The organism is Amycolatopsis sp. PSD-21, assembly GCF_055561455.1.
The window spans coordinates 4,722,194-4,747,287 of record NZ_CM145712.1 but is presented as its reverse complement, the minus strand read 5'-3'; the positions used below and the strand labels follow the sequence as shown (position 1 = coordinate 4,747,287).

General features: G+C 69.1%; 21 protein-coding genes. 11 read left to right on the top strand and 10 right to left on the bottom strand.

All coding sequences use genetic code 11. The features are described 5' to 3' along the window. Positions 1 to 2 precede the first annotated feature (2 nt). Positions 3 to 884 carry an SRPBCC domain-containing protein gene (locus tag ACZ1DY_RS22440; RefSeq protein ID WP_465480714.1) on the top strand — a complete coding sequence of 294 codons (882 nt, stop codon included), beginning with the start codon at positions 3 to 5 and terminating at the stop codon, positions 882 to 884. A 117-nt stretch (positions 885 to 1,001) separates the two neighbouring features. Here ACZ1DY_RS22440 and ACZ1DY_RS22435 read toward each other — a convergent pair whose 3' ends face one another. Both ACZ1DY_RS22435 and ACZ1DY_RS22430 read right to left on the bottom strand, forming a co-directional pair. Then, the gene (locus ACZ1DY_RS22435; RefSeq protein ID WP_465480713.1) at positions 1,002 to 1,817 is read right to left on the bottom strand and encodes a hypothetical protein; all 816 of its coding nucleotides are present in this window, start codon (positions 1,815 to 1,817) and stop codon (positions 1,002 to 1,004) included. Continuing rightward, the gene (locus tag ACZ1DY_RS22430; RefSeq protein ID WP_126733021.1) at positions 1,814 to 2,224 is read right to left on the bottom strand and encodes a hypothetical protein; all 411 of its coding nucleotides are present in this window, start codon (positions 2,222 to 2,224) and stop codon (positions 1,814 to 1,816) included. Before ACZ1DY_RS22430 ends, ACZ1DY_RS22435 begins: the two co-directional genes overlap by 4 nt. 178 nt (positions 2,225 to 2,402) lie before the next feature. Between ACZ1DY_RS22430 and ACZ1DY_RS22425 the strand changes: the two genes are divergently transcribed. Further along, the gene (locus ACZ1DY_RS22425; protein WP_465480712.1) at positions 2,403 to 7,958 is read left to right on the top strand and encodes a CHAT domain-containing protein; all 5,556 of its coding nucleotides are present in this window, start codon (positions 2,403 to 2,405) and stop codon (positions 7,956 to 7,958) included. A gap of 108 nt (positions 7,959 to 8,066) precedes the next feature. Here the strand turns inward: ACZ1DY_RS22425 and ACZ1DY_RS22420 are convergent, their stop codons facing one another. Further along, positions 8,067 to 9,452 carry a KamA family radical SAM protein gene (locus ACZ1DY_RS22420; protein WP_465480711.1) on the bottom strand — a complete coding sequence of 462 codons (1,386 nt, stop codon included), beginning with the start codon at positions 9,450 to 9,452 and terminating at the stop codon, positions 8,067 to 8,069. 142 nt (positions 9,453 to 9,594) lie between these two features. On the opposite strand from ACZ1DY_RS22420, the gene ACZ1DY_RS22415 reads away from it, so the two are divergent. From ACZ1DY_RS22415 to ACZ1DY_RS22405, 3 genes are read left to right on the top strand one after another with little or no spacing between them, the layout of a single operon-like run. Beyond that, the gene (locus tag ACZ1DY_RS22415) at positions 9,595 to 11,205 is read left to right on the top strand and encodes an amidohydrolase (RefSeq protein WP_465480710.1); all 1,611 of its coding nucleotides are present in this window, start codon (positions 9,595 to 9,597) and stop codon (positions 11,203 to 11,205) included. Between the two features lie 9 nt (positions 11,206 to 11,214). Continuing rightward, the gene (gene lnt / locus ACZ1DY_RS22410; protein WP_257486878.1) at positions 11,215 to 12,807 is read left to right on the top strand and encodes an apolipoprotein N-acyltransferase; all 1,593 of its coding nucleotides are present in this window, start codon (positions 11,215 to 11,217) and stop codon (positions 12,805 to 12,807) included. Between the two features lie 26 nt (positions 12,808 to 12,833). Further along, positions 12,834 to 13,601 (top strand): polyprenol monophosphomannose synthase, encoded by a 768-nt coding sequence (locus ACZ1DY_RS22405; RefSeq protein WP_126733016.1) that lies wholly within the window; start codon positions 12,834 to 12,836, stop codon positions 13,599 to 13,601. Here ACZ1DY_RS22405 and ACZ1DY_RS22400 read toward each other — a convergent pair. Next, positions 13,555 to 14,352: a DeoR/GlpR family DNA-binding transcription regulator gene (locus ACZ1DY_RS22400; RefSeq protein ID WP_126733147.1), complete on the bottom strand. Its 798-nt coding sequence runs from the start codon at positions 14,350 to 14,352 to the stop codon at positions 13,555 to 13,557. The genes ACZ1DY_RS22405 and ACZ1DY_RS22400 overlap by 47 nt on opposite strands. Positions 14,353 to 14,403: 51 nt before the next feature. On the opposite strand from ACZ1DY_RS22400, the gene ACZ1DY_RS22395 reads away from it, so the two are divergent. The 3 genes from ACZ1DY_RS22395 (at position 14,404) to ACZ1DY_RS22385 (ending at position 16,943) form a co-directional block, all read left to right on the top strand. Next, a complete protein-coding gene (locus ACZ1DY_RS22395) occupies positions 14,404 to 14,778 on the top strand; it encodes a DUF4406 domain-containing protein (RefSeq protein WP_241783993.1) in 375 nt (124 codons plus the stop codon). A gap of 44 nt (positions 14,779 to 14,822) precedes the next feature. Beyond that, complete coding sequence (locus ACZ1DY_RS22390) at positions 14,823 to 16,088, top strand: RNA polymerase subunit sigma-70 (protein WP_465480709.1); 1,266 nt, start codon at positions 14,823 to 14,825, stop codon at positions 16,086 to 16,088. 69 nt (positions 16,089 to 16,157) lie between these two features. Beyond that, a complete protein-coding gene (locus ACZ1DY_RS22385; RefSeq protein ID WP_465480708.1) occupies positions 16,158 to 16,943 on the top strand; it encodes an SDR family NAD(P)-dependent oxidoreductase in 786 nt (261 codons plus the stop codon). Here the strand turns inward: ACZ1DY_RS22385 and ACZ1DY_RS22380 are convergent. Then, entirely contained in the window at positions 16,836 to 17,828 is a 993-nt protein-coding gene (locus tag ACZ1DY_RS22380; protein ID WP_465480707.1) for a LysR family transcriptional regulator, read from the bottom strand. The two genes, ACZ1DY_RS22385 and ACZ1DY_RS22380, sit on opposite strands and share 108 nt — an antisense overlap. A gap of 73 nt (positions 17,829 to 17,901) precedes the next feature. On the opposite strand from ACZ1DY_RS22380, the gene dapA reads away from it, so the two are divergent. Further along, entirely contained in the window at positions 17,902 to 18,810 is a 909-nt protein-coding gene (gene dapA / locus ACZ1DY_RS22375; RefSeq protein WP_465480706.1) for a 4-hydroxy-tetrahydrodipicolinate synthase, read from the top strand. A gap of 301 nt (positions 18,811 to 19,111) precedes the next feature. Here dapA and ACZ1DY_RS22370 read toward each other — a convergent pair whose 3' ends face one another. The 3 genes from ACZ1DY_RS22370 to ACZ1DY_RS22360 form a co-directional block, all read right to left on the bottom strand. Continuing rightward, a complete protein-coding gene (locus ACZ1DY_RS22370) occupies positions 19,112 to 19,459 on the bottom strand; it encodes an RNA polymerase-binding protein RbpA (protein ID WP_005151365.1) in 348 nt (115 codons plus the stop codon). A gap of 226 nt (positions 19,460 to 19,685) precedes the next feature. Beyond that, on the bottom strand, positions 19,686 to 20,444 hold the full coding sequence (locus ACZ1DY_RS22365) for a thymidine kinase (RefSeq protein ID WP_126733012.1): 759 nt from the start codon (positions 20,442 to 20,444) through the stop codon (positions 19,686 to 19,688). A 30-nt stretch (positions 20,445 to 20,474) separates the two neighbouring features. Further along, positions 20,475 to 21,875: an MFS transporter gene (locus tag ACZ1DY_RS22360; protein ID WP_257486883.1), complete on the bottom strand. Its 1,401-nt coding sequence runs from the start codon at positions 21,873 to 21,875 to the stop codon at positions 20,475 to 20,477. Between the two features lie 234 nt (positions 21,876 to 22,109). Here ACZ1DY_RS22360 and ACZ1DY_RS22355 point away from each other — a divergent pair, with 234 nt between their 5' ends. Continuing rightward, a complete protein-coding gene (locus ACZ1DY_RS22355) occupies positions 22,110 to 22,820 on the top strand; it encodes a transglycosylase family protein (protein ID WP_465480705.1) in 711 nt (236 codons plus the stop codon). Between the two features lie 57 nt (positions 22,821 to 22,877). Here the strand turns inward: ACZ1DY_RS22355 and ACZ1DY_RS22350 are convergent, their stop codons facing one another. Next, on the bottom strand, positions 22,878 to 23,657 hold the full coding sequence (locus tag ACZ1DY_RS22350) for a glycerophosphodiester phosphodiesterase family protein (protein WP_257486885.1): 780 nt from the start codon (positions 23,655 to 23,657) through the stop codon (positions 22,878 to 22,880). 66 nt (positions 23,658 to 23,723) lie between these two features. Here ACZ1DY_RS22350 and ACZ1DY_RS22345 point away from each other — a divergent pair, with 66 nt between their 5' ends. Continuing rightward, positions 23,724 to 24,107, top strand: a complete 384-nt coding sequence (locus ACZ1DY_RS22345; RefSeq protein WP_034320669.1) for a hypothetical protein — start codon at positions 23,724 to 23,726, stop codon at positions 24,105 to 24,107. A 1-nt stretch (position 24,108) separates the two neighbouring features. Here the strand turns inward: ACZ1DY_RS22345 and ACZ1DY_RS22340 are convergent, their stop codons facing one another. Then, entirely contained in the window at positions 24,109 to 25,089 is a 981-nt protein-coding gene (locus ACZ1DY_RS22340) for a tyrosine-type recombinase/integrase (RefSeq protein ID WP_034320667.1), read from the bottom strand. Between the last annotated feature and the right edge of the window lie 5 nt (positions 25,090 to 25,094).

The window sequence follows — 25,094 nt, the reverse complement described above, 5'->3', positions numbered from 1 at the left end:
CCGTGGACGCGGAACTGCAGATGATCGAGGGCAAGCCCGTGCTGCGCTTCGAGCGCCGGTTGCGGCACTCACCGGAGAAGGTCTGGCGGGTGGTCACCGAACCGGTCGAAATGAAGCATTGGTTCCCGGCCGAGGTCACGATCGACGGCCGCACCCTGCGCTTCACGTTCCCGGAAGCCGCCCCGGTCGACGCCGACGGCGGCGAGGGCGAACTGCTCGAGTCCGACCCGCCGAAGGTCTTCGCCTTCCGCTGGGCGAACGACGTGCTGCGCTTCGAGATTCTCCCGCAGGCGGACGGCTGCCTGCTGGTGTTCACCGCCGTGGTCTCGTCGAAGCTCTCCGCCGGTCGCGACGTCCCCGGCTGGATCACCTGCCTGGACGCCCTGGTCGCCCACGCCGACGGCACCGAGTTCGAGCCACCCACCGAATGGCTCTCGCGCATCGAGCACTACATCGCGAAGTTCGGCCTCGACGAGGGCACCGACAACCCCGATGGCATCCACTTCGCCCGCGACCTCGTCTGGACCCCGCTCGACGACGTCTGGACCCTCCTCACCGAAGGCACCACCGACACCGTTCCCACCCGCGCCGCCCACCCCGGCATCACCCCGGGCAGGCTCACCCGCTCCGAAGCACCACACCTGCTGGAGTACGAGTGGCTCCAGGACGGCATTCCACAGGGTGTCGTGCGCTGGGAGTTCCACCACGAACACCTGCAGGGCACCACCGTGACCCTTTTCCAAGAGAACGCACACGGCCCCGAATCCCTCGCCGCCTGGCACGTGCACATGGAACTCTTCTTCGCCGCCTCCCAGGGCGACATCCGCTGCCCCTGGCCCGCCGCCCGCGAGAAGGAGCTCGCCAAGCGCTACGCCGGGCAGTGACCACGCGGCCTGCCGAATCAACGCGAGTGGTGAGGCGCCCGCCATGTCTGTCCAATATGGACATTCCGCACGGGCTGCGCGCTCCGTGGACCTTCGGCTGAAACCGTTCGGCGGTGGTCAGTCGCCCTTGGCCAGCCGGTCGTTGATCCGGCGGGCGAGATCGCCGGTGAAGCCCGCGGCCGGCATGGTGTGGCCGAGAGCGGTGACGATCGTGTCGAGATGGGTGTCCACGGTGCCTTCGATCAACATGGTGAGTGTCGCGGTGGTGGATCGGGCCCGGCTCCACCCCGCCGCGATGGTGCCGATTCCGGCCAGCGCCGCGGGAAACCAATGGATCCCTAGGCCGAGGTACAGCACGCCCCAGCCGACGAGCCTGGTGGCCGACCTGAACTGGGATTCGGCCGCCTGCACTGGAGTGCGGACCGTTTCCGGGACCAGTAACCACAAGCGCGGCCACACCAAACCCAGATCGAGTCCGTGGTACTGCCCGGCGATCCGGGCGTTCAGCAGCCTGAACCGCTCGCCGATCCAGGCCGGATGCCGTGGCCGGTAGGCGGCTACGGGGTCCACCCCCGCCCTGGCCGCCGCTCGATCGAAGAGCCTGCCGCGTACGGCCACCAACCCCCGTGCGAGCCAGGCAGCAGGCCCGCGCCACGGCCTGGTCCAGACCGCCTCGGCCAGGCCGCCGACCGCCTGCGCGGCCATGGCCGTCGCCGTGGCACCGGCCAGCACGAAGACCGCCGTCGCCGCGACCGGCACGCGCGGCGCCTCCCGCACGATCCAGCCGGTCACCGAGACAAGGTCGAACGCGGAACGGTGGCCCAGTCGGACCGCGCACACCGCCGCGGCGACGAACAACGCCCCCGGCAGCACGAGGGTCGCGACCCATCGCTCGGCGAGCTTGCCGCTCAGAGACGATAAGAAGGGGTTCACGGCGTCGCGCCCGTCGGCAGCATCGGCTCGTTGTCGAACAAGGCGCAGACGGGCGGGTGCCCGTTGTCGTCCCGATGGTCGTGGCGCATGCACAACCCGCGCGGGCAGCCGTACTCGCCGCGTCCGGTCCGTGGCAGGCGAGGGCTCCGCGTGCTGGGATATACGGGCATGCGGTCCGGAGTGCCCGCGTTCCTGGTCGGCTCCGCCGACTCGGCATCGAGCAGGTCGAACTGCCGGCACGCGTCCAACGCCGAACCACCCGCGCGCACGCGGGAGGCGGTTCGTTCCAGCCGGTCGGTCCACCGGCCGGCGATGGCGGCCCGGCGCAGATCCGGCATGGCGGTGCACCACAGAACGAGCGCTTGTCCCTCGTCGAACGCCGCCACTTCGCCCCTCCCTTGTGCCATCCTGAATCGTCTACCGCACCGTAGTGGGTGGCGAGGGGGAGGGGTGGGCATCTCGCTCTTGGAACGCATCCGGCGTTGCCTGGAAACAAACGAATCCGACGAGGTCACCACACCCGAGGCCGTGGCGGACGCCGCTCGCTTGGTCGTGCCCGTCATCGGTAGCAGCTTGCCTCCCGAGATGCTTCGAGAGCTCGGAATGCTGCACTGGCTGCGGCATTGCGCCCTGCCGCCGGGCGGTATCGGGCCTGACATCCAGATCTGTACGGAACTGTTCGCCCCGCTTGCCGAATCCTTCCCCGGTGTGGTGCCACCACCGGTGCTCGGCTGGCTTCAGGAAAACCGCTATCCGGGATTGACACCCGCGGAACTCGGACCGTTCTACGCGTCGGTGATCGCCGACGCCGCTTTGACGGCCGCGGATCCCGGCTTGACAGACCTGGGGATAGCCGCGTGTCGAGCCGCCGTCGACGCCGGCGGTGAGGTCGACCGTCCGGCGCACCTGTTCAATCTGATGACGCTGCTGAACCAGCGCTTCGAATGGACGGCCGCCGAGGCGGATCTGGACGATGCCGTCGCGGCGGGCCGCGCGGCGCTCGAGTCGGCCGAGCACCCGATCGCTTCGGCGGTCCGGTTTCCCCTCGGGCTCGCTCTGCTCACCCGGTTCGGCATCCGAGGGCGGGAACGGGACCTCGCCGACAGCACGGTGCTCCTGCGCGAAGTGGCGTCGTCTTTGCCGTCCGGTGACCCGGACCGCGTCGCCTGTCTGTCGCAGCTCGCCTTGGCATTGGAGACCCATTGCAATATCGGCGGTCCGCTCGCCGTGGTCGAGGAGTACGTCGAGGTGACCCGGGAAGTCCTCGCAAGCTGCGCTTCGGAGGACCCGGCATTCGGTGAAGCACTCCTGTTGCGAGGCAGTGCCCTGCGGGTCAGGTTCGTCCGTACGGGCGATGCCACCGACATCGCGGAGAGTGTCCGGTACCTGCGGGAGGCGCTGCGGAAGCTCCCCGAGGGCTGCGAGTCGCATGTCCCCGCGCTGCTCAATCTCGCAAGCTCGCTCCAGACCCGGTTTTCGTACGCTTCGGCGTTCACCACACCTGATGGTCCGGACAAGGCCGATCTGGCCGAAGCCATCACCCTGGCCAGGGAGGCCGACGCGGCCGTTGGAGAAGGCCACCCGCTGAGGTGGGCGGTCGAGGCCACGCTGACGACCGTGCTCCGAGCCGATGACGCGGGCCATGCCGAGGTGACACGGGCGGCAAGAGCGGCCTTGGCGGCTCTGCCCGCGGACAGCCCGCTTCGGGGGACCGCGCTGCTGTCCCTCGGTGAGGCACTTCGCCGCCAGTACCGGGCCTCCGGTGATGAGGAGGTCCTCCGGGAAGCCGTGGACGTCCTTCGTGAGGCGAAGACGGCCGGCGCAGGCGGTCCGCTCGGCCGGGCTCCGATGCTCACGGCCCTGTCGATGGTGCTGTACGAGGCGGTCAAACTGGCCGACGCCGACGGCGAGATCGATGACGGTGAGCTCGACGAAGCCATCGAGACAACGAGAGCGGCCGCGCAGGGCATCCCCGATGACACGGTGATTCGCGGCCAGCAGCTCTGGCAGCTGGCGGAACTGCTGCGGTGGCGCTTCCTGCGCACAGGCCGGGCCGCGAATCTCGACGAACGGATCGAGACGCTGCGGGCGACGGTGCCGCTGGCCCCTGACGCCCCGGCGTTGACGCAGTGTTTGTCCGCGCTCGCGGACGCACTCAGCCTCCGGTACAGCCGGAATCCGGACCCCGCCGACCTCGACGAGTCCGTCGCCGCGTTGTGCCGGGTCGTCGAGACCCTGCCCGCGGACGATCCCCGGCTGCCCGACCTGCAGGCGGACGCCGCGTTGGCGCACCTGCAACGCTTCGAGGCCAGGGGCGAGCCTGCCGACAGCGAGACGGCGACCCGGCTGATCCGCTCGGCGCTCGCCGCTACCGGCTCGGGCGACTCGAGTCGCTATCGAATACTCGGCGTTCTTGCCGCGATCCTCAGCTCGACAGCCACCTCCGAGCGCGACCCCGGGAAGCTGACCGAAGCCATAGAAGCCTGCCACGCGGCGACACCACCCGGCGCGGTTCCGAAGGTGTCGGTCACCCTCACCCTGGGCAACGCGCTCATATCCCGCTACGAGAACACCGGTGCCGAAGCGGATCTGGAGGCGGCGGCCACGACCTTGCGGTCCGCTTTGGCGGACGCGACCGGGATGAACCGGCTGATGCTCGTGAACAACCTCGTCCAGGTGCTTCGCATCCGCTTTTTCCGCCACGGCGACAAAAGCGCACTGACCGAGGCGATCGACAGGGGGAAGGCAGCACTGCGGGAAAACCCCGACGCGTTGCTGCTGGCGGGTAATGTCGCGGCCGCACAGACCGACCGGTACGAATGGGCCCGCGACCCCGCCGATCTCACCGAGGCCGTCGAAGCACTGCGGTCGGTGCTCGGCCGGGCCCGGCCGGACAGTCCGGATCTGCCGACGCTCCGGTTCTATCTCGGCTATGCCCTCCGGGCCCGTTTCCAGGCCACGGCCTCGATCGTGGATCTGGACGAGGCGATCGCGGTGCTGCGGCCAGGCCTCGCGTCGGCCAGATCGCGCGACCAGCAGGTTCAAGTCAGCATGATGCTGGGAATCGCGCTGTCGCTTCACGGGCAGTGGTCGAACGACCAGGTCGCGCTCGCCGAGGCGAGCGAATTGCTGCGGGTCGCGGCTGACGGGCTACCCGTGGCGAGCCCGGGCCGGAACACGGCCGGGATCTTCCTGGCGAGCACGCTGCGCCTGCGTTTTCTCAACTCCGGAGAAGAGAATCTGCTCGCCGAAGCGATTGAGATCGGCAGGGAGATCGTCCCGCGCACCCAGGACGAGGAGACCAACCGGGCGTACGCACTGATCACGCTGGGCACCCTGCTGGCCCTGCGGTTCGAGCGGACCGGCGACGTCGGGGTGGCGACCGAGTCGATCGAGGTGCTGCGCCGCGGGGTGGCCGCCGCGGGCACGAACAACGCGATAACGGCGAACGCGTTGTCCGAGCTGGCGCACGCATTGCGTGGCCGGTACAGCATCCTGGCGGAGTCCGCCAATCTGGACGAGGCCATCGAGGCCGCGGAGCGCGCCACGACCCTGCCGGGCACGACACCGGCCGAACGGAGTGCCCAGTTCACCGCACTGGCCGCCGGTCTGCTGACCAGATCGCTGGCCACCGGCGATCTCGACGACCTCGACGCAGCCGTCGACCTGGGGCGCGAGGCCGCCCGCGCGCCCAACTGGCACGTCGCTTCGGCGGTCAACCTGATGACGCTGGGACTGGCACTGTGGTCCCGCTTCGATCGGACCGGAACGGTTTCCGACCTCAACGCCGCCATCGACGCGTTGTTCGAGGCGGCGGAGGACGCCCATCCCGGACACATCATGCGGCCCGTCATGCTGACCAACCTGTCCAACGCGCTACGGACGCGGGCTGGCCTGCTCGGCTCGGCCGCCGACCTCGACGCCGCCGTGGACGCCGGGCGATCGGCCGTCGCGTCCGCGCCGTCGGACCATCCGGCGGTGTCGATGTGCCTGATGAACCTCGGGACCGCGCTGCACATCCGGTACCTGGAAAAGCAGGACACCGCGGACCTCGACGCCGCGGTCGCGGCTTTGAACGAGGCGGTGGACCGCAGCACGCCCCAGAGCCCGAACCGGAGAGAGATCCTGCTGAACCTGGCGGGACTGCTACGCACCCGCCGTGACCGGCGTCCGAGCCGGGACGCACTGGACCGGGCTGTCGCGCTCGTCCGGGAGGCGATCGCGATCACCGACGTCGCGCATTCGATGTACCCGCTGTGCGTCCTCAGCCTCTCGACCGTGCTGCACACCCGGTACGACCGCGGTGGGGACGACGCGGACGCGGCCGAATCGATCGAGTCGGCCAGACGGGCGATAGACAGCATGACCGCCGGTGACCCGCGAGTCGCGGTGGCCTGGGTGACACTGGGAAGGCTGCACGAGCGCAGGCACGTCGAAGGCCGGCGCGACGTCGACGCCGCGGTCGCCGCCTACCGAACGGCGGTCGAATCTCCCGCCGCCGCACCGACGTATCGGGCGGCCGCGGCCAGATTGTGGGCCGAGTCGGCCGTCCGGCACCGCGATTGGGCCTCCGCTACGGAGGCCTTCGGCGTCGCTGTCGCGCTGCTGCCCCATGTGGCCTGGCACGGCATCGAACGCGACGCGCGCGAGCGCAGGCTGACGATGTGGGAAGGCCTGGCCAGGGCGGCCGCGGCCGCGGCGCTGGAGGCCGGTGACCCCGGCCGTGCGGTGGAACTGCTCGAGCAGGGCCGCTCCGTGTTGTGGTCGCAGGCATTGCAGACCAAGGACGACCTGTCGATGCTGCGGGAACGTGACCTCGCGTTGCACGATCGCCTGCGCGCCGTGGCGACGAAGCTGGCGGCCACGACCGCGCCCGACATTCCGGAGGCCGCCGCCACGACCGATCCGTGGAGCGACCCGAGCCAGCGTATGCAGTCCGACCGGATCAAGCTGGCCGAGGACTGGGACCGGTTACTCGCCGAAGCACGCGCCTTGCCGGGACTGGAATACCTACTGCGGATCCCGCCGCTGGCCACCCTCCGCGAAGGTCTGCCCGACGGTCCGGTCGTCCTGCTCAACGTCGACGAAGCCCGATGTGACGCCTTGATCGTGCACCGGGACCGCGACGTCGACCACGTCCCGCTGCCTGACCTGTCGTACGTGGAGGCCGGACGACGGGCTGAGGGGTACCTTCGGGCGTTGAAGCTGCTGGAAAACCCCGGCGGACCCGGCGACCTCGCCACGACCGGCGCCAAACAAACGGTGCACGCGACCCTGGAATGGTTGTGGGACACCGTCGCCGATCCGGTGCTGACCCGCTTGGGCCACACCGGGCACGATGAGCCGTTGCCACGACTGTGGTGGTGCCCGACCGGATCACTGACCCTGCTCCCGCTGCACGCCGCCGGTTACCACGACCCGGCCGACACTCCCGCCGGACGCACGGTGATCGACCGCGCGGTGTCGTCCTACACACCGACACTGCGCGCGCTGGCGAAGGCGAACACCGCGAGCGCTGTCAAGCCCGCCGACCGACGTATCCTCGTGGTCAGCATGCCGGAGACCCCGCCGGTGCCCGGTAACCCGGACATGTGCCCTCTGCCCGGCGCCCGGGCGGAAGCCGAGTTCATTTCTCGTGTGCCCTCGCTCAACGGCACGTTGCGGGTCGCCGACACCGCCACCCACGCCTCGACAACCGCCGACCTGCGCACCCACGCCTACGCACATTTCGCCTGCCACGGCGGGCAAAACCTGCAAGAACCGTCGACCGGCAGCCTCTACCTGTGGGACAGACCACTGACCGTGCTCGAGGTCGCCGAACTGGATCTCGAGCACGCCGAACTGGCCTACCTGTCGGCCTGCAGTACGGCGATCGGTGGCACGAATCTGCCCGACGAGGCCATCCACCTCGCCGCGGCGCTCCAGCTCGCGGGTTACCGGCAGGTGATCGCGACGTTGTGGACCATCACGGACCGGACCGCGGCCGAGGTGACCGAGATGATGTACACCGGACTGCTCGGACCTTCGGGTCTGCGTCTCGACGACACCGCACTCCTGCTCCACCGCACCGTGCGCGCCTTGCGCGACTCGGCCCCCCGCAACCCGGCCATCTGGGCCCCGTATGTCCACTTCGGACCGTGACCGAGTGACTCACCCCTGCCGCAACCGCCGCCTGCGCGGCGGAGGGGCGTTCAAAGCTCGCACGTGAGCCTGAACGCCCCTCGTGGACCTGCCTGACGAGCTGGCCGGTCAGGGCTGCTCGCGCCACCAGCGCTGACCGGCTTCGGGCAGCGTGGAGATCGGGTCGTAGTACGGGTACTTGCGCTGCAAGGCCTCCGGGTCCTCGTGCTCGATCCCGGTCCGGTAGTTCTTGGTCCAGTACGAGATCCCGAGCTCGCGGTCGTATTCGGCGAGCTGGTGCACCCAGCGCTTCCCGACATACGGCACGTCGCACACGATCCGCGGCGTCGCGTAGCCGGGCAGGTAACCCATGATGGCGTGCTGGAGTTCCTGCGCCTCGTGCACGGAAACCCGCCAGTGCTCGGCGTTCGGGATCATGTCGCACATGTAGAAGTAGTACGGCAGGATGTTCGCCTCGCCCTGCAGCGCGAAGCACAGGTCCAGCAGGTCGGCCGGGGTCGCGTTGACGCCCTTCATCAGCACGCCCTGGTTGCGCACGTCGCGGACGCCGACGTCGAGCGCGGTCCTGGCGGCCTCGGCGACCAGTGGGGTCACCGACTGGGCGTGGTTGACGTGGGTGTGGATCGCGAGGTTGACGCCGCGGCGCTGCGCGGTGCCGGCGACGCGTTCGAGGCCTTCGACGACCTTCGGCTGGATCCAGTGCTGCGGCAGGGCGGCGAGCGCCTTGGTCGCGAGCCGGATGTCGCGGACGGTGTCGATGTCCATCAGCCGCATGAGGAACGACTCCAGCTGCGGCCAGGGCACGTTGGCGACGTCGCCGCCGGAGACCACGACGTCCCGCACGCCCGGGGTCTTCTTCAGGTACTCGATCATCGCGTCCTGGCGGTCGACCGGTTTGAGCGAGAGCTTGTGCTTCTCGATCTGCTCGGTGGAGTTGCCGACCAGGTCCATCCGGGTGCAGTGCCCGCAGTACTGGGGGCAGGTCGAGATCATCTCGGCGAGGACCTTGGTGGGGTAGCGGTGCGTCAGCCCCTCCACCACCCACATCTCGGCCTCGTGCAGGGAGTCCCGTTCGGAGTGCGGGTGGCTCGGCCACTCGGTGTCGCGATCGCTGCGCACCGGCAGCATGTAGCGGCGGATCGGGTCGGCGTACCAGGCCTCCGTCACCTTCGCCGGATCGGTGCCCGCGTTGGGCGCCATCGTGTTGATCATCTGCGGAGGCAGCAGCATCGACATCGTGGCCATCTCGCGCTGGTCGGCGAGCATGTCCTCGTAGAAGCGCTCCTCGAGCAGGTCGCCCATCAGGGCGCGCAGTTGCTTGGCGTTGCGGATGCAGTGCACTCGCTGCCACTGCGCGTCACGCCACTCTGCCTCGGTCACGTCGTGCCAGCCGGGGAAGCGGCGCCAGTCGGGTTCGATCAGTTCGACTCGGGTGTAGTCGTAGGGCTGATCGTAGGCGGCCACCGGCGAGGTCGGTTCCTGGATCGCAGTCACTTGTACTCCTCGTCGTCGGAAACGCGTGAAAATATCCTGTCACATCGTTCGGACGACGTAAATATTCCTGTCTTGCGTGGTGTGTCGAAATCTCGCCGACCCGCTGGTCGCGCGGTCGCGCGCACGCTGCAAACTCGGGAGCGTGACGAACGCGCGAACCACGCTCCTGCTCGGCGGGCGTATCTACAGCCCCTCGGCCCCCGACGCCACCGCGATGGCGATCACGGACGGCACCGTCGTCTGGGTGGGGCAGGACGGCCCGGCCAAGGCCCTGCATCCCGATGCCGAGGTGGTCGACCTCGACGGTGCCTTCGTCGCGCCCGCGTTCGTCGACGCGCACGTCCACGCCACCGCGACCGGCCTGCACCTCACCGGGCTGAACCTCGCGAACGTCCGCGGCGCCGGCGAGCTGCTCGCCGAGGTCCGCGAAGCCGTCCGCCCCGGCCAGGTGCTCGTCGCGCACGGGTGGGACGAATCCCGCTGGACCGACGGCAGGCTGCCCAGCCGCGCGGAGCTCGACGAGGCCTCGAACGGGGCGCCGGTGTACCTGAGCCGGGTCGACGTCCACTCGGCACTCGTCTCCAGCGCACTCGTCGCGCTCGCCTCCGGTGTGCACGAAGCGCCGGGCTGGTCGGCCGACGGACCACTTACGCGCGACGCCCACCACCTCGTGCGTGCCGCGATGCGTGAGGCGATCACGCCGCAGCAGCGACGCGAAGCCCAACGCGCCTTCCTCGCCGAAGCCGCCGCACGGGGAGTCGTGAGCGTCCACGAATGCGCTGGCCCGGACATCTCCGGCGCCGAAGACCTCACCGACCTGCTCGCGCTCGCCGCGGAACCGGGGTTGCCGGAGGTCGTCGGCTACTGGGGCGAACGCGGCGGCGTCGACACCGCCCGCGCGCTCGGCGCCAGGGGAGTCGCGGGCGACCTGTTCGTCGACGGCGCGCTCGGCTCCCGCACCGCCGCCCTGCACGAGCCGTACGCCGACGCCCACGGCACCTCCGGAACGCTCTACCTCGACGCCCCCGCCATCGCCGAGCACATCATCGCCTGTACCGAGGCCGAGCTCCAGGCCGGTTTCCACGTCATCGGCGACGCCGCCGTCGCGGAGGTCGTCGAAGGGTTCCGGCTCGCGGAGAAGACCGTCGGACGCCGGGCGCTGGCCGCCCGCCACCACCGGCTCGAACACGTCGAGATGATCGACGTCGACCAGGCGAAGGCGCTGGCGGGCTGGGGTGTGGTCGCGTCGGTCCAGCCGCAGTTCGACGCGGAATGGGGCGGTACCCACGGCATGTACACCGACCGTCTCGGCGCGGAACGGGCCGCGAAGCTCAATCCCTTCGCCGCAATGGCCGCCGAAGGGCTCCTGCTCGCCTTTGGCTCCGACGCGCCTGTCACGCCGGTCGACCCGTGGGCCACCGTCCGCGCCGGGACCTATCACCGCACGCCGGGCTCCGGCCTGTCCGCCCGCGCGTCCTTCACCGCCCACACCCGTGCGGGACATCGCGCCGCCGGCGTCAACGACGGCGTCACCGGCAGCCTGGTCCCGGGCGCTCCCGCGCACTACGCGATCTGGGACGCCGAAGACCTCGTCGTCGCGACACCGGACTCTCGCGTCCAGCGCTGGTCGACCGACCCGCGCGCGGGTGTGCCCCCGCTGCCGAACCTCGCGGAGGGCGCGACCCTGCCCCGTTGTCTGCGCACGGTCCGCGGTGGACAGGTCATCCACGATCTGTTCACCCGCACGGCCTAGGGTTCAGGAGTGTCCACGACCGTGACCGACCCGGACCCCGAAGCGGCGCCCCGGAAACGCTTCTCCCGCGCCTGGCTCGTGCGTTTCCTCGTCGCCGCGGCGTCGGGGTTCACGCTGTACCTCAGTTTCGCTCCGCGTCCGCTGTGGTGGCTCGCGCCGCTGGCGTTCACCGGCTTCGCGCTGGTGGTGCACGGACGAAGGTTCCGGGGCGCGTTCGGTTACGGGTTCGTGTTCGGGATGGGGTTCTTCCTCCCGCTGCTGACGTGGCTGCTGGACTTCCTCGGTCCGGGCTTCGGGCCGTGGCCATGGCTCGGCCTGGCGATGGCACTGTCGGTGTACCTGGGTTTCGGCGGGGCTTTCGCCACCGTGGTGTGGAGGCTGCCGCTCGGACCGCTGTGGGCGGCGCTGGTGATCATCGCGCTGGAGACACCGCGCACCTGGTTCCCCTTCGGTGGCTTCCCGTGGGGTCGCGTCGCGTTCAGCCAGCCTGAAGGCGCCTTCGTTTCGCTGGCCTCGATCGGCGGTGCGCCGTTGGTCGGTCTCGCCGTCGTGGTGACCGGTTTCGCCCTCGCGGCGCTGTGTCTGCGGCTGAGGGGCGCTGACCCGCGGCGTTCCCTGGTGGCGGCGTCGGCGCTGACGCTGGTGCCCGTGGTGGCGGGGCTCGCGGTGTGGCCGACGATCGGCACCGAAGCCCAGGACGGCGAACTCACCGTCGCCACCGTGCAGGGCAACGCCCCGGACATCGGCCTGGCGCTGGAAGGCCGCCGCGACGAACTCCGCAACAACCACCTCGCCGAGAGCGCCCGCCTGCTGGACAAGCTCAAGGCGAGCAACACCAAGGTCGATCTGCTCGTGTGGCCCGAGACCGCGATGGCCATGCGCACCGGCGACGCCGGCGTCGATCAGATGGTCCGCGACTACGGCACGCAGGCGATCATCGGCGCCCTGGTCCGGCTACCCGACGGAAGCGCGCAGAACTCGGCGCTCGTCTGGGATCCAGCCACCGGCCCCGGCCAGCGCTACGCCAAGCAGCAGCTCGTCCCGTTCGGTGAATACGTCCCGGCCCGTGAGCTCGCGAAGCTGGTGACACCGTTCGTCGACAGCGTGGCGAACATGACACCGGGTGACGGCGCCAACGCCGCCCTGTCGGTCGCGGGCACCAAGGTCGGCGTCTTCATCTGCTACGAGACCGCGTTCGACTACCCGGCCCGCGAATCGGTCGCCGACGGTGCCGAACTGCTCGTCGTACCCACCAACAACGCCTGGTACGGGCCGGGGGAGATGAGCTATCAACAGCTGGCGATGTCGCGGCTGCGGGCGGTCGAGCATGGGCGCGCGGTGATCGTTTCCGCAACCAGCGGGGTCAGCGCGATCGTCGCGCCGGACGGTTCGATCACGGCCTCTACCAGCCTGTTCACCGCAGACTCCCTGGTGGGGCGCGTGCCGCTGAGGCAGCAGACTACGCTGTCGGATCGACTCGGTGTAACGACGGAGTACGGGCTGTTGGCTCTGGCGATCGCCGGGGTTACCGGCGGGTACGTGCTCCGTTTCCGCACCCGGCGCGCGAGCGTCGCCAAGGCAACGAGGGAAGCGGCGGGCTGACCCGCCGGAACACGGAGGAAAAGCGGATGGCGCAGGCGCCACGGGGGGCCCAGGGAATCGACCCGGTGCTGGTGGTGGTCCCGACGTACAACGAGCGGGAGAACATCGGCCCGATCCTGGAACGCCTGCTCGAAGCACTCCCGGAGGTCAACGCCCTCGTCGTGGACGACGGCAGCCCGGACGGGACCGGCGACGTCGCCGACGAGCTCGCGAAGGCCGACGAGCGGATCCACGTCATGCACCGGACCGAGAAGGCCGGGCTGGGCGCCGCCTACGTCGCGGGTTTCCGCTGGGGTCTCGCTCGCGACTACGCCACCATCGTCGAGATGGACGCCGACGGCTCGCACGCGCCGGAGGATCTGCCTCGTGTTCTGGCGGCGCTCGAGGACGCGGATCTGTCCATCGGTTCCCGGTACGTTCCCGGTGGCAGCACGGTGAACTGGCCGTTCCAGCGCAAGGCGCTGTCCTGGATGGCGAACTTCTACGCGAGGGTCGCGCTCGGCACGAAGATCAAGGACATCACCGCGGGTTTCCGCGCGTACCGCCGCACGGTGCTGGAGAAGCTCCCGCTCGACGAGATCGCCTCGCGCGGCTACTGCTTCCAGATCGATCTCGCCTTCCGCACGGCGCTCGCCGGGTTCGAGGTGGTCGAGGTGCCGATCACCTTCACCGAGCGCGAGGTCGGGCAGTCGAAGATGAGCGGTTCGGTCGTGCGCGAGGCGATCGTCCTGGTCGGCCTGTGGGGGCTCAAGCGTCGCTGGCAGCAGCTTCGCGGGCTGGCCAAGAAGGGCTGACCCCCAGCACGCTCACGCCGAGCTTCCCCAGCTCCTTGACCGTCGGCTCGTCCGGGGCCGCGTCGGTGATCACGCCCGCGACGTCGGACAGGGGGAGCACGGTGAACGGCGAGGCCGCGCCGATCTTCTCCGAACTGGCCAGCACGTAGGTGTCGGCGGCTCGTTTGGCGAGGGTGCGTTTCATCGCGGCCTCGTCGGAGTCGCCGGTGGTGAGCCCGGTCTCGGGGTGCACGCCGGTGACGCCGAGGAAGAACAGGTCGGCGTTGATGCCCTCGGCCGCCTCGGCCGCGGCCGCCCCGCAGGTGACGGCGGAGTGCTTGAAGAGCCGTCCGCCGATGAGGAACACCTCGACCTTCGGATGCGTGACGAGCGCGGCCGCGACCGTGGGACTGTGCGTGACGATCGTCGCTTCGAGGTCGACGGGGAGCGCCTTCGCCAGCGCGAGCGCGGTCGTGCCGCCGTCGAGGATGACCGTCGATCCCAGCCGGATCAACGCTGCTGCACGTTTCGCGATCCGTTCCTTGCCCGCGACGCTGACCGCCATGCGCGTCGCGTAGTCCGCGGTGGCCGGGGAGACCGGCAGGGCTCCGCCATAGACCCGCTGACAGAGCCCGGCGTCCGCGAGTTCCCGCAGGTCACGGCGGATACTGTCCTCCGATATGCCGAGCTCGGCGGCGAGATCCTTGGCCACGATGCGGCCTTCGGTCTTCAGTCGTTCCAGCAGCAGGTCTCGTCGTTGCGCAGCCAACATGTGCACGTTCCTCCTTGTTCCTGCCGATTGTTGCACACTATGCTCCGCCGCATGAGCAAACCTTTGATGATCCTCATCGCCGGACCGTTCCGCTCGGGCACCGGCGACGACCCCGAACTCCTCGCCCGCAACCTCGCCCGGCTCGAAGAGGCCGCGTGGCCGATCTTCCGCAGCGGGCACGTGCCGATGATCGGCGAGTGGGTCGCGCTCCCGGTGCTGCGCGGCGCCGGCGGAAAGACCGTCGCCGACCCGATCGCGAAAGAGATCATGTATCCGACGGCCGATCGCCTGCTGCACCACTGCGACGCCGTTCTCCGGCTCCCGGGTGATTCCGCTGGGGCCGATCAGGACGTCGCCATCGCGCTCTCCCGCGGGCTCGCGGTCTATCACCGTGTCGAGGACATCCCGGGCTATCAAGCCGCATAATGCGTAACTCGATCGAGCGTGACGTTTCTGGGGGAAGGTGAGCCGTGACCGGTCAGGTCTGCGGGATGTGCGAAGGCCCGCTTCCGGCGAAAGCGGGTTCGCGCGGGCGTACGGCCGTCTACTGTTCGGCCGCGTGCCGCCAGCGGGCCTACCGGTCACGGCGCGATCCCGTCCCCGACGTGGAGGCCCTCATCGCCGAGGTCGGCCGCGTCGCGAACCGGCTGGCGCCCCGGCCGGCGGAAGCTCTCCTCACCGATCTCACCTCGCTCACCGCCGACGTGGGCAGGCTGCGGCGCATCGCTCAGCTCGCGCTGCGTACCGAAGAAGAAAACGTCACACCGGCACCCGTGACGGAAACCGTGGACGAGGTGGACTTCGCCGGGAGGATCGAGCAGCACCAACGAGAACTCCGCGTGCACTGCTACCGCATGGTCGGGTCCTACGACGACGCGGAAGACCTGGTCCAGGAAACCTTCCTCCGTGCCTGGCGCGGCCGCGAAGGCTTCGCAGGCAGGTCGAGCTTCCGTGCCTGGCTCTACCGGATCGCCACCAATACCTGTCTGGATTTCCTGCGGCGCAACAAGAGGGTCCCGCGTCCGTACGACCCACTGCCCGACGTCGAACAGGGCGAACCACCCCAGTTCATGCCCTGGTTGCAACCGTTCCCGGACGACTCCGCGGAGATCGCCGAGACCAGGGAGACGATGGAACTGGTCTTCCTGGCCGCGATCCAGCACCTCCCGCCGAAGCAACGGGCCGTGGTGATCCTCAACGACGTTCTCGGCTGGAAGGCCGCGGAGACCGCCGACCTGCTGGAAACCAGCGTCGCGTCGGTCACCAGCGCACTCCAGCGTGCCCGCCCCACCTTGCGCGAACGCCTGCCGGAACACCGCACCGACTGGTCACGGACCGCCGAGGTGACCGAGGAGGAGCAAGCGATCCTGCGGCGCTACATGGCCGCCGCCACGGGAAACGGCGACAGCCGGGTGATGGCCGAGCTGCTGCGAGAAGACGTGCTGGTCACGATGCCGCCGAACCCGCTGTGGTTCTCCGGCCGCGACGTCTTCCTCGACTTCGTCGCCCAGTCCCTCGACCCCGCGTCGCCGACGTACTTCGGCGAATGGAAACACCTTCCGACCAGCGCGAACCGCCTCCCCGCGGCGGCGGGTTACGTGCGGCGCCCTGGCACCCGGGTCTACCGCGCGCAGGTGCTCGACGTCCTGCGGATCGAGGAGGGGAAGGTCGTGGAGATCACCGCTTTCGAACCGCATCTGTTCCCCGCGTTCGGCTTGCCGCTGACCCTCACCTGAGGACCGATGAGATCCACGTGCCTTCCGCGTCTCAACGGTCGAACCCGACAACGCGGAAGGAACACCCTCATGAGCCTCCAGAACAAGAACGCGGTCATCTACGGCGCCGGCGGATCGATCGGCGGCGGTGTCGCCAAGGAGTTCGCCGCACGTGGCGCCCGCGTCTTCCTCACCGGCCGCCACGAACCGGCGCTGACGAAGGTCGCCGACGAGATCAAGGAGACCGGGGGACTGGCCGAGGTCGCCGTCGTCGACGGCCTCGATGAAGCCGCGGTCGACGAGCACGCGGCGTCCGTCGTGGCCGACGCGGGCAGCATCGACATCTCCCTGAACCTCGTCCCGCGCGGCGACGTCCAGGGCATCCCGCTCGTGGAGATGTCGGTCGAGGACTACGTTCGTCCGATCACCACCGGCATCACGACCAACTTCATCACCGCCCGCGCGGCCGCCCGGCACATGGTCGCCCAAGGCTCCGGCGTCATCCTCGCCCTCGACAGCGGCTCCGCCCAGGGCAGCCCGATGATGGGCGCGACCGGCTCGATCGACGCTGCTCTGGACACCTACATTCGCAACCTCGCCGTCGAGATCGGACCGCACGGCGTCCGCGCCCTCGGGATCTGGGTCGCGGGGATCCCGGAGACCTTCACCCCCGAGAAGCTCTCCGCCGTCAACAACCAGCTGCCCGCCGGCCCGGAGATGGTGCAGAACGTCCTCGACGGTCTCAAGGAGGCCCGGATGACCAAGCGTTCACCGCGTCTCGCCGAAGTCGCCCGCACGCTGGCGTTCCTCGCCTCCGACGACGCCATGGGGATCACCGGGACCTTCGTCAACGTGACCAGCATGTTCCCCAGCTGACCGGAGTTCGGCGAGAACGGCGCGGATCGCCGGACTCGCCTCGGCGCTGCGGCGCCACGCCGCGTGCACCTCGCGCGTCGGCGGGCGCCGCAACGGCCGGACGACGAGCCCATCGGCCAAGGGCGGCCGCGCCAGCCGCGGGATCAACGCGAGGACCTCGCCCGAGGCGACCAGCGACAGCTGCGTGGAGAAGTCGTCCACCAGATGCCGGACGTCGGGCTCGTCGGGGAGCCCTGCGAACAGGCGCCGGAACCACTGGTGGCAGACCGTGCCCGGCGGACTGGTGACCCAGGCGTGCCCGGCCAGATCGGCGCCGTCGAGCGGCAGCTCGGCCCGGGCCAGCGGATGGGTCCCGGCCATGACGACGTCGCCGAGGTCGGTATGCACCAGACGCCGGGACAGGGCGGGGGAGAGCGGAACGGGCAGGCCGTCGGCGTCGTGCAGGAGAGCGAGGTCCGCCGTTCCGGCGTCGACACTGTGCAACGCCTGGTCGGGGTCCTGCTCGGTGATGTGCAGCCGGAGATCGGGATAGCGCTCCAGCAACCGCGGGTGAACCGGGGCGAGGAGACCGCGGATACCCGTCGAGAACGCGGCCACCCGCAGAACGCCGCGAGGCGCCCCCTCCGCCACCGACTGGGCGGCCTCCGCACAGCGTTCGAGCGCCTGGAACACCTCCAGAGAGGAGTCGACCACGGCCTGACCTGCGGGAGTGAGCACGACTCCTCGCCCAGCCGGAGCGAGCACGGGCGTCCCGATCTGGCGCTCCAGCCGTTTGATCTGCTGCGACACCGCCGACGCCGTGAATCCCAGCTCGTCCGCCGCGCGAGCCAACGTCCCCAGCGCGGCCACCGACCGCAGTGCCCGCAGAGCTCCGACCTCGATCATGAAGCAAGGCTACGCAATACCGGCCAAAAACCATCGCTGGACCGCAGGTATCGTCGCCGACAGGATCGACCGCATGACCGAGACCCTCTTCGGCTCCAACCTCGTCGCCATGGTCACCCCGATGGAACCCGGCGGCGCGCTCAGCGAACCCGGCCTCACCGGCCTGGTCGACCACCTGCTCGACACCGGTTGCGACGGCATCGTCGTCGGCGGGACCACCGGCGAAGCCCCCACCCTGACCGACACCGAAACCGCCCGGCTCGTCCGCACCGTGGCGACCCGCGCCGCGACGCGGGCACGCGTGATCGCCGGCGTCGGCACCTACGACACCGTCACCTGCATCCGGCGCGCGAAGGAAGCCGAGGCCGCCGGAGCCGACGCGCTCCTGCTCGTCTGCCCCTACTACTCCAGGCCGACGCAGGCCGGGATCGTGGCGCACTGCCTTGCCGTGGCCGACGCCACCGAGCTGCCCGTGATGCTCTACGACGTCCCGACGCGCACCGGGACGGCCATGGACGCGGCGACCCTGATCGAACTCGCCCGTCACCCGAGGATCCGAGCCGTGAAGGACGCCAAAGGCGACCTGTTCGAGGCGATGTCCGTCATGGCGCGTACTCGCCTGGCCTACTACTGCGGCATCGACGAACTCAACCTGCCGTACCTCGCCGCGGGCGCCACCGGCCTGGTCAGCGTCGTGGGCAACGCCTACGCCGACCGGAACGCCGAGCTCATCGCCGCCGTCCGCGGGGGAGACCTCGGCACCGCGCGGGCCGTCAACGCCGCGCTGCTTCCCTTGGCCGACGCGGTCATGCGCACCTCGCAGGGAGCGATCATGGCCAAGGCCGCACTGGCCGAGCTCGGGGTCATCCCGCACGCGACGGTCCGGCTCCCGCTGCTCGAATCGCCACCCGAGCACCTACTGCGGCTCCGCGCCGCCTTGGCGCCCTCGGCACCGGCGCTCTCGGGTCTCGTGAGTGGTTAGGACGGTTAGAACCGTCCTTACCCCACTCACGAGGCGTGCGGTGGCGCCGCACTCGCGTGCTTGAAGGCGTAACTCGCGTGATCTGCGGCGTAACTCGCGAGTGTCGCTTCCAGACACGCGAGTTACGCGCCCGATCACGCGAGTTACGCCTTGACGCACGCCGCGCACCTGTGTCCGTTCTGACCAGTTGGCTCTAACCGTGCTAACCACACACGAGAGCCCGGACACGGCGAAGCCCCCGCGGAGGGAGGTCGCGGGGGCTTCGCCGGTTCGTGGTGGGGCTAGCTACTTGTGCCGTGCGTCAGGCGGACCGGGTGGTCCTGCGTCCCTTCAGCTCGGCGAGACGTTCGTTGAGCAGATCTTCGAGCTCCGGGATCGAACGGCGCTCCAGGAGCATGTCCCAGTGCGTCCTCGGGGGCTTGACCTTCTTCTGCTCCGGCTGCCCGCCGTCCACGATCTCGGACTCGCTGCCGTGCAGCCTGCACTCCCACACCGAAGGGATCTCGGCGTCGTCGGAGAAGGGCACCTCGAACTCGTGGTTCTTGGGGCAGGCGTAGCGCACGGTGCGCCGAGGCGCGAGGTCGTGGTTGCGGTCGGTCTCGTAGCTGACCGCTCCCAGCCGGCTTCCACGGAGAACACGGTCGGCCATGATGGGGGTCCTTTCAGTCAGCTCCGGGTGGAGCCAGGGTGATGCTCACCCTATGCAACGACGATGAGGGCCAGAGGATTCCCTGGACAGCATGTCCTTGCTCACGATGAGCTGTGTCACCCGGTGGCAACAGCTTCTCCTAGTAGGAGTGGTTTCGCGCTCTGGCGTGACGTCAATACGGCCATCTTGGTGCGGATATCCCCCAGATGGGCTAGTAGTACGCCTGTCACGTCAACCGTAACTGACCGTGTTGGGCCGAGGTGGGGCCCAGGTCGCCCAGTCGAAAGTGGCGACGGCACAATACCTGATAACGGACCGTGTTCGGTTCGCCCTCAGAACGTGATGTCGATGAAGATTCAACGACCATCTGCTCGGTATCCGCCACCACCACGGTGTCCCCGGCGCGCAGCACCTCACCGTCGGACACCCGAGCGTTGAACCGCCCCGTCTGCCCGCACCAGCACAGCACCTCGACCTGAACCGGCTGCAACTCGTCCGCCAGCTCGAACAACCGCGCCGCACCGGGGAACAACATGCTCCGGAAATCCGTCGCGATCCCGAAGCAGTACACGTCGATCTGGACGTCATCGGCCAGTTCGGCCAGCTGATCCACCTGATCGGGCGACAGGAACTGCGCCTCGTCGACGATCAGGTAGTCCACATGCCGCCCGGCCGCCCACTGCTCACGCACCAGCAACCGCAGATCGGTCTCGTTCCCCACCTCGGTCGCCTTGCGCGTCAACCCGATCCGGCTCGTGATCTGCGGCTCCCCGGACCGGTCATGACGCACCAGCACCATCCCGCGACGACCCTGCCGCGCGTGGTTGTGGTCGATCTGCAACGCCAGCGTCGACTTCCCGCAGTCCATCGGCCCGTAACAGAACTTCAACTTCCCGACGACCGGCACACCCCGCCGTGAACCCGCCACCGGCACCGACGACAACGCGTCCGTGGGATCCGGGCCACTCTCCTTCAGTACGGTCACGACGCCCGACCCTATCGGCACGCTCCGCCTTCACAGCACCGCCGGTGGTCGGTTACCCGCCGCCTCGATCGCCCGGCGCACCGGCACCAGCCACACGAACACGAAACCGAGCACGAAGAAGATCACCAGCGCGATGATCGCGTACCGGAACGAACCGGTGATCTGCCCGACCGCCGCGAACAGCAGCGGACCGAGCCACGACGTCCCCCGCTCACCGACCACGTACAGCGAGAAGTACTGCGCGTCCTTCCCCTCCGGGATCATCTGCCCGAACAACGACCGCGACAACGCGTTCGTCCCGCCCAGCACCAGCCCGATCCCGACCGCCACCGCGTAGAACTGCAACGGCTGACCGGCCTCGATGAAGAACGCGAAGCACAACACGGCCACCCAGGCCACCAGACTGCCCAGAATCGTCTTCTTCGCCCCGATCCGCGCAGCGATCGCCCCGTGGATCATCGCCCCGGCGTACGCCAGGAACTGGATCACCAGGATCGTGACGATGAGCACCTGGGTGCTGTACTTCAGCTCGTCCTTGCCGTATTGCGCCGACACCGCCACCACCGTCGTGATCCCGTCGGTGAAGACCAGATAGCTCCCGAGGAACGCCAGCGTCAGGGGATAGGCCCGCGCGTCCTTGATCGTCCGCTTCAGCTCCTTGAACCCGGCCGTCAACACCGACAGGCCCCGCTCACCCGACTTCGGCACGTGAGTCTGGGGGAGCGCCCGCACCGCCGGGATCGTGAACACCGCCCACCAGATCCCCGACGTCAGGAAGCAGATCCGGACGGCGAGCGACTCGCTCACCCCGAATGCCTCGTGCCCGAGGAAGAAACCGAGCTGCAGCGCCAGCGCCAGACCACCGCCGAGATACCCGAAGGCCCAACCCTTCGACGACACCGCGTCCCGCTCGTCAGGCTCCGCTATGTCCACCAGGAACGAGTAGTAGACGACCAGCGCACCGCCGTAACCGATGTTGGCCAGGATGAACGTCCAGACCCCGACCTCCCAGTTCGTCCCCGCGATGAAGAACATCAGCGCCGACGCCACCGCACCCAGGAACGCGAACCCGCCGAGGATCCGCCGCTTGTGCCTGCTCCGGTCCGCGATCGCGCCGGCGATCGGCAGCACCAGCACCTGCGTCACCGTCGCGATCGACAGCAGATACCCCCACAACGAACCGGCGGGGAACTGCAGTCCGAACAACGAGACGTCGCAGTTCTGCAGCGTGCTCGAAGCTCCACTCGAATCGGTGCACGCCCTGTCCCCGTTAAGGGTGAAATTCGCCTTCGCGTCCGCGGACGCGATCTCGCTCAAATAGAGCGCTCCGAAGACGGTGATCACCGACGAATAGAACGGCGAATTGGCCCAGTCGTAGAGGTACCAAGCCCGCCACACCCGCTTGCGTTCACGGGTCACGGCCACCGTCATGCACTGCTCCTGAAGTCGAGAACGTCGAGGTCAGCGGGAGACTACTGGTGATCACACCCGCCTGTCCGGCACGAGTCCGGACCGTGTTCGTTTCGACGCGGGACGAACCCTTCCCGGACACCTTCCCGGCCATCGTCGGCGTGTCGCTGCCACGATCCCCGTGTGTTTCATGTGAGGCTGGTGAGCGATCTGTGACTCTTGTGAAGCACGGGACTGATACTTACTGTTCCGCTCATGAGGACCCATCGCCTTCGCACAGCACACCGCGTAGTGGCGAGAACGCTCCTGCTCGCCCTCGCCGTGACGGGCCTGCAGATCGCCACCACCGGATCCGCCGCCGCGGATCCCCACGGCTCCCACTGGGCCAAGCTCCGCATGTGTGAATCGAGCGGGCGCTACAACATCAACACCGGCAACGGCTACTACGGCGCCTACCAGTTCGACCTGCCCACCTGGCGCAGCGTCGGCGGCCAAGGGCGACCCGACCAGGCCACCCCCCGCGAACAGGACTACCGGGCCCTCTACCTCTACCGCATGCGCGGCTGGCAACCCTGGGAATGCGCCGGCAAACTCGGCTTCCGCAACGACAGCGACGGCCGCAGCAAACGCGTCCCGTCCTATGCCGACTCCGCCTACATCGGCGGGGGAGGACAGCCCGCCCCGCCGCCTCCGCCCAAACCGAAGCCCACCCCGCCCGCACCGCCCGGCGGCCCCAAACCCGCCTGGCCAGGCGTCGTCTACGCCTACGGCGACTGCGCGCCACCACTGAAGCAGTTCCAGCTGCGGATGAACGCCTTCGGCTACGGCTTCACCGGCACAGGCTGCTACTACGACAAAACCCGCGAAGCCGTCCTCGCCCTCCAGCGGGCCAACGGCATCAACGACTCAGGACGGCTCGGCCCCAAGACCTGGGACGCCGCCTGGAACGGCAAAGCACCCCGCTGACCCCCGCGTTTAGTCCTCTGAATGCGCTCACAACGCATTCAGAGGACTAAACGCGGATCACGAAGGCCAAGCACCGCGTTCCCGAAGGACCTCACGCAACAGATCCGGCCGGTCCGTCACGATCCCGTGCACCCCCAGATCCAGCAACAGCCGCATCTCCGCCGGATCGTCCACCGTCCACGTGTGCACCTCGAAACCCCCACGTGTCGCCTGCCGCAGGAACGCCCGGTCCACCACCTTCAACCGCCCCTGCCGCACCGGCACCTGCGCCATCGCACCCCGCGACAACGCCCGCAACGACACCAGCGGGAAGAACCCGTTCGCCCACATCACCGCCACCGCACGCGGCCCCATCGCGGTCACCAGCTTCGGCCCCGCCAGCTTCCGGATCCGCGCCAGCCGCGCGTCGGAGAACGACGCCGCGGCCACCCGGTCGTACGCCCCGGTCCGCTCGATCGCCCGCACGAACGGCGCCACCGCCTCGTTCGACTTCACATCGATGTTGAACCGCGCCTCCGGCAACTCCTCGAGGACGTCCTCCAGCCGCGACAACGGCACACGGCCACCGACCTTGACCGTCCGCAGCTGGGCCCACGTCTGCCGCGAGATCAACCCCGCGCCGTCCGTCGTCCGATCCAACGACGCGTCGTGATGAACCACCACCACACCATCCGACGTCGCGTGCACATCCGTCTCCAGATAGCGATAACCCTCCGTCACCGCCTGCTGGAAGGCGGGCAGCGAATTCTCCAGTCCTTCCAGGTCACCGAGGTGCCAGCCCCGATGGGCGAAGGCACGCGGTAGCGGGTCGGCGAGATACGGGAACAGTGTCGGCACCCCACTAGTGTGCACTTCGGTCGTGGCCCCGGCATGATCGCCGGATGGCCAGCTAGGGTCTGATCCGTGAGGGAAGTGGCCGAACACCCGAAGACGTCCGCCGAAGAGGTGTCCGAGCTACGCCGCGCCGGCGCACCCAAACACTGCGGATGGTGCGGCCGACGACTCGAACAAGGCGGCAACGTCGGCAGGCGCCGCCGCTACTGCGGGCAATCCTGCCGCCAGCGCGCCTACGAACGCCGCACCGCCCTCCAGCGCAGCGGACTCCCCGAAGACGCCGTCGTCCTCTCCGACACCGAGATCGCCACCCTGCAGGACAGGCTCTTCCAACTCCGCTGCGCCGCCGAAGACGTCGTCACCGCGGCCGACGACGGCGCTTCCGTCGCCGAACTCCGTGGCCTCGCGGGCGAAATCGCCCAAGCAGCCAAGGACCTCGAACAACTCCGCTGAGCTACACGATCCCGTCCAGCGCGCGATACGTCCGGTTGCTCGCGGCCGCCGCACGCTGCTCACGCCCCGTCGCCTCGATGTAGTTCTGACTGGTCGCGAGGCTCGCATGCCCCAGCAGCGCCATGATCTCCGACGCCGTCGCGCCGTCCTCCGCCAGCCGTGTCGCGAAGGTGTGCCGCAACGCGTGGAGGTTCGCCCCGACCGGCACACGGTCGTGCAGGCCGGCCCACCGGTAACAGGATTTGACGAGGTACTCCAGCGCGCCGCGGCCGATCGGCTCGCCCGCGCGATCCCGGAGGAGGGGAGTGGAGGGCCCGAACCGCTGCTGCGGAAACCGGCGGCGGCAGGAGGCCAGGTACTCCTCGATGATCTTCTCCATGATCGGCTGCACCGGGATCGACCGGTCGCGGCTTCCCTTGCCATGGACGTGCAACCGCATCTCGCCCTGACGGCCGACCAGTGAACGCGCGGTCAGCGCCCGCATCTCCGCGGCACGCAGCCCGGCGACCAGCCCCAGCGCGATCACCAGGACGTCCCGCTCCGGCCACGGATCCCTCGTGCGACGCGAGCCGTCGGCGGCGGCCGCGAGCAACTGCTCCGGGGTTTCCTCACCCCGCAACGGTTTCGGCGTCAGCGGAGGCGCCTTCGGCCGGGCGACCGCGCCCATTGGGTTGCCCGCGAGCAGCCCGTCGGACACGCAGAAGGTGAGGAACTGGTTCCAGGTCGACCAGGCGCGGAGCACCGAACTCTTCGCGTGGGTGTCCGCGAAGGCACCGAAGGCATTGCGGAGCGCCTGCGCGGTGAGCATCTCGACAGTGAGTTCGTCAGGGGAGCGGCCCAACTCGCGGAGCAGGAGGGCGGTGATGCCGGCGAGGTCGCGGCGGTAGGCGTCGGTGGTGTGAGGAGAATCCTTACGGGGACGACGTGCGGCGAAAAAGGCTTGCTGTGCCTCGGAAACCCTCATGAACATCTTGTACCGCATGGCAC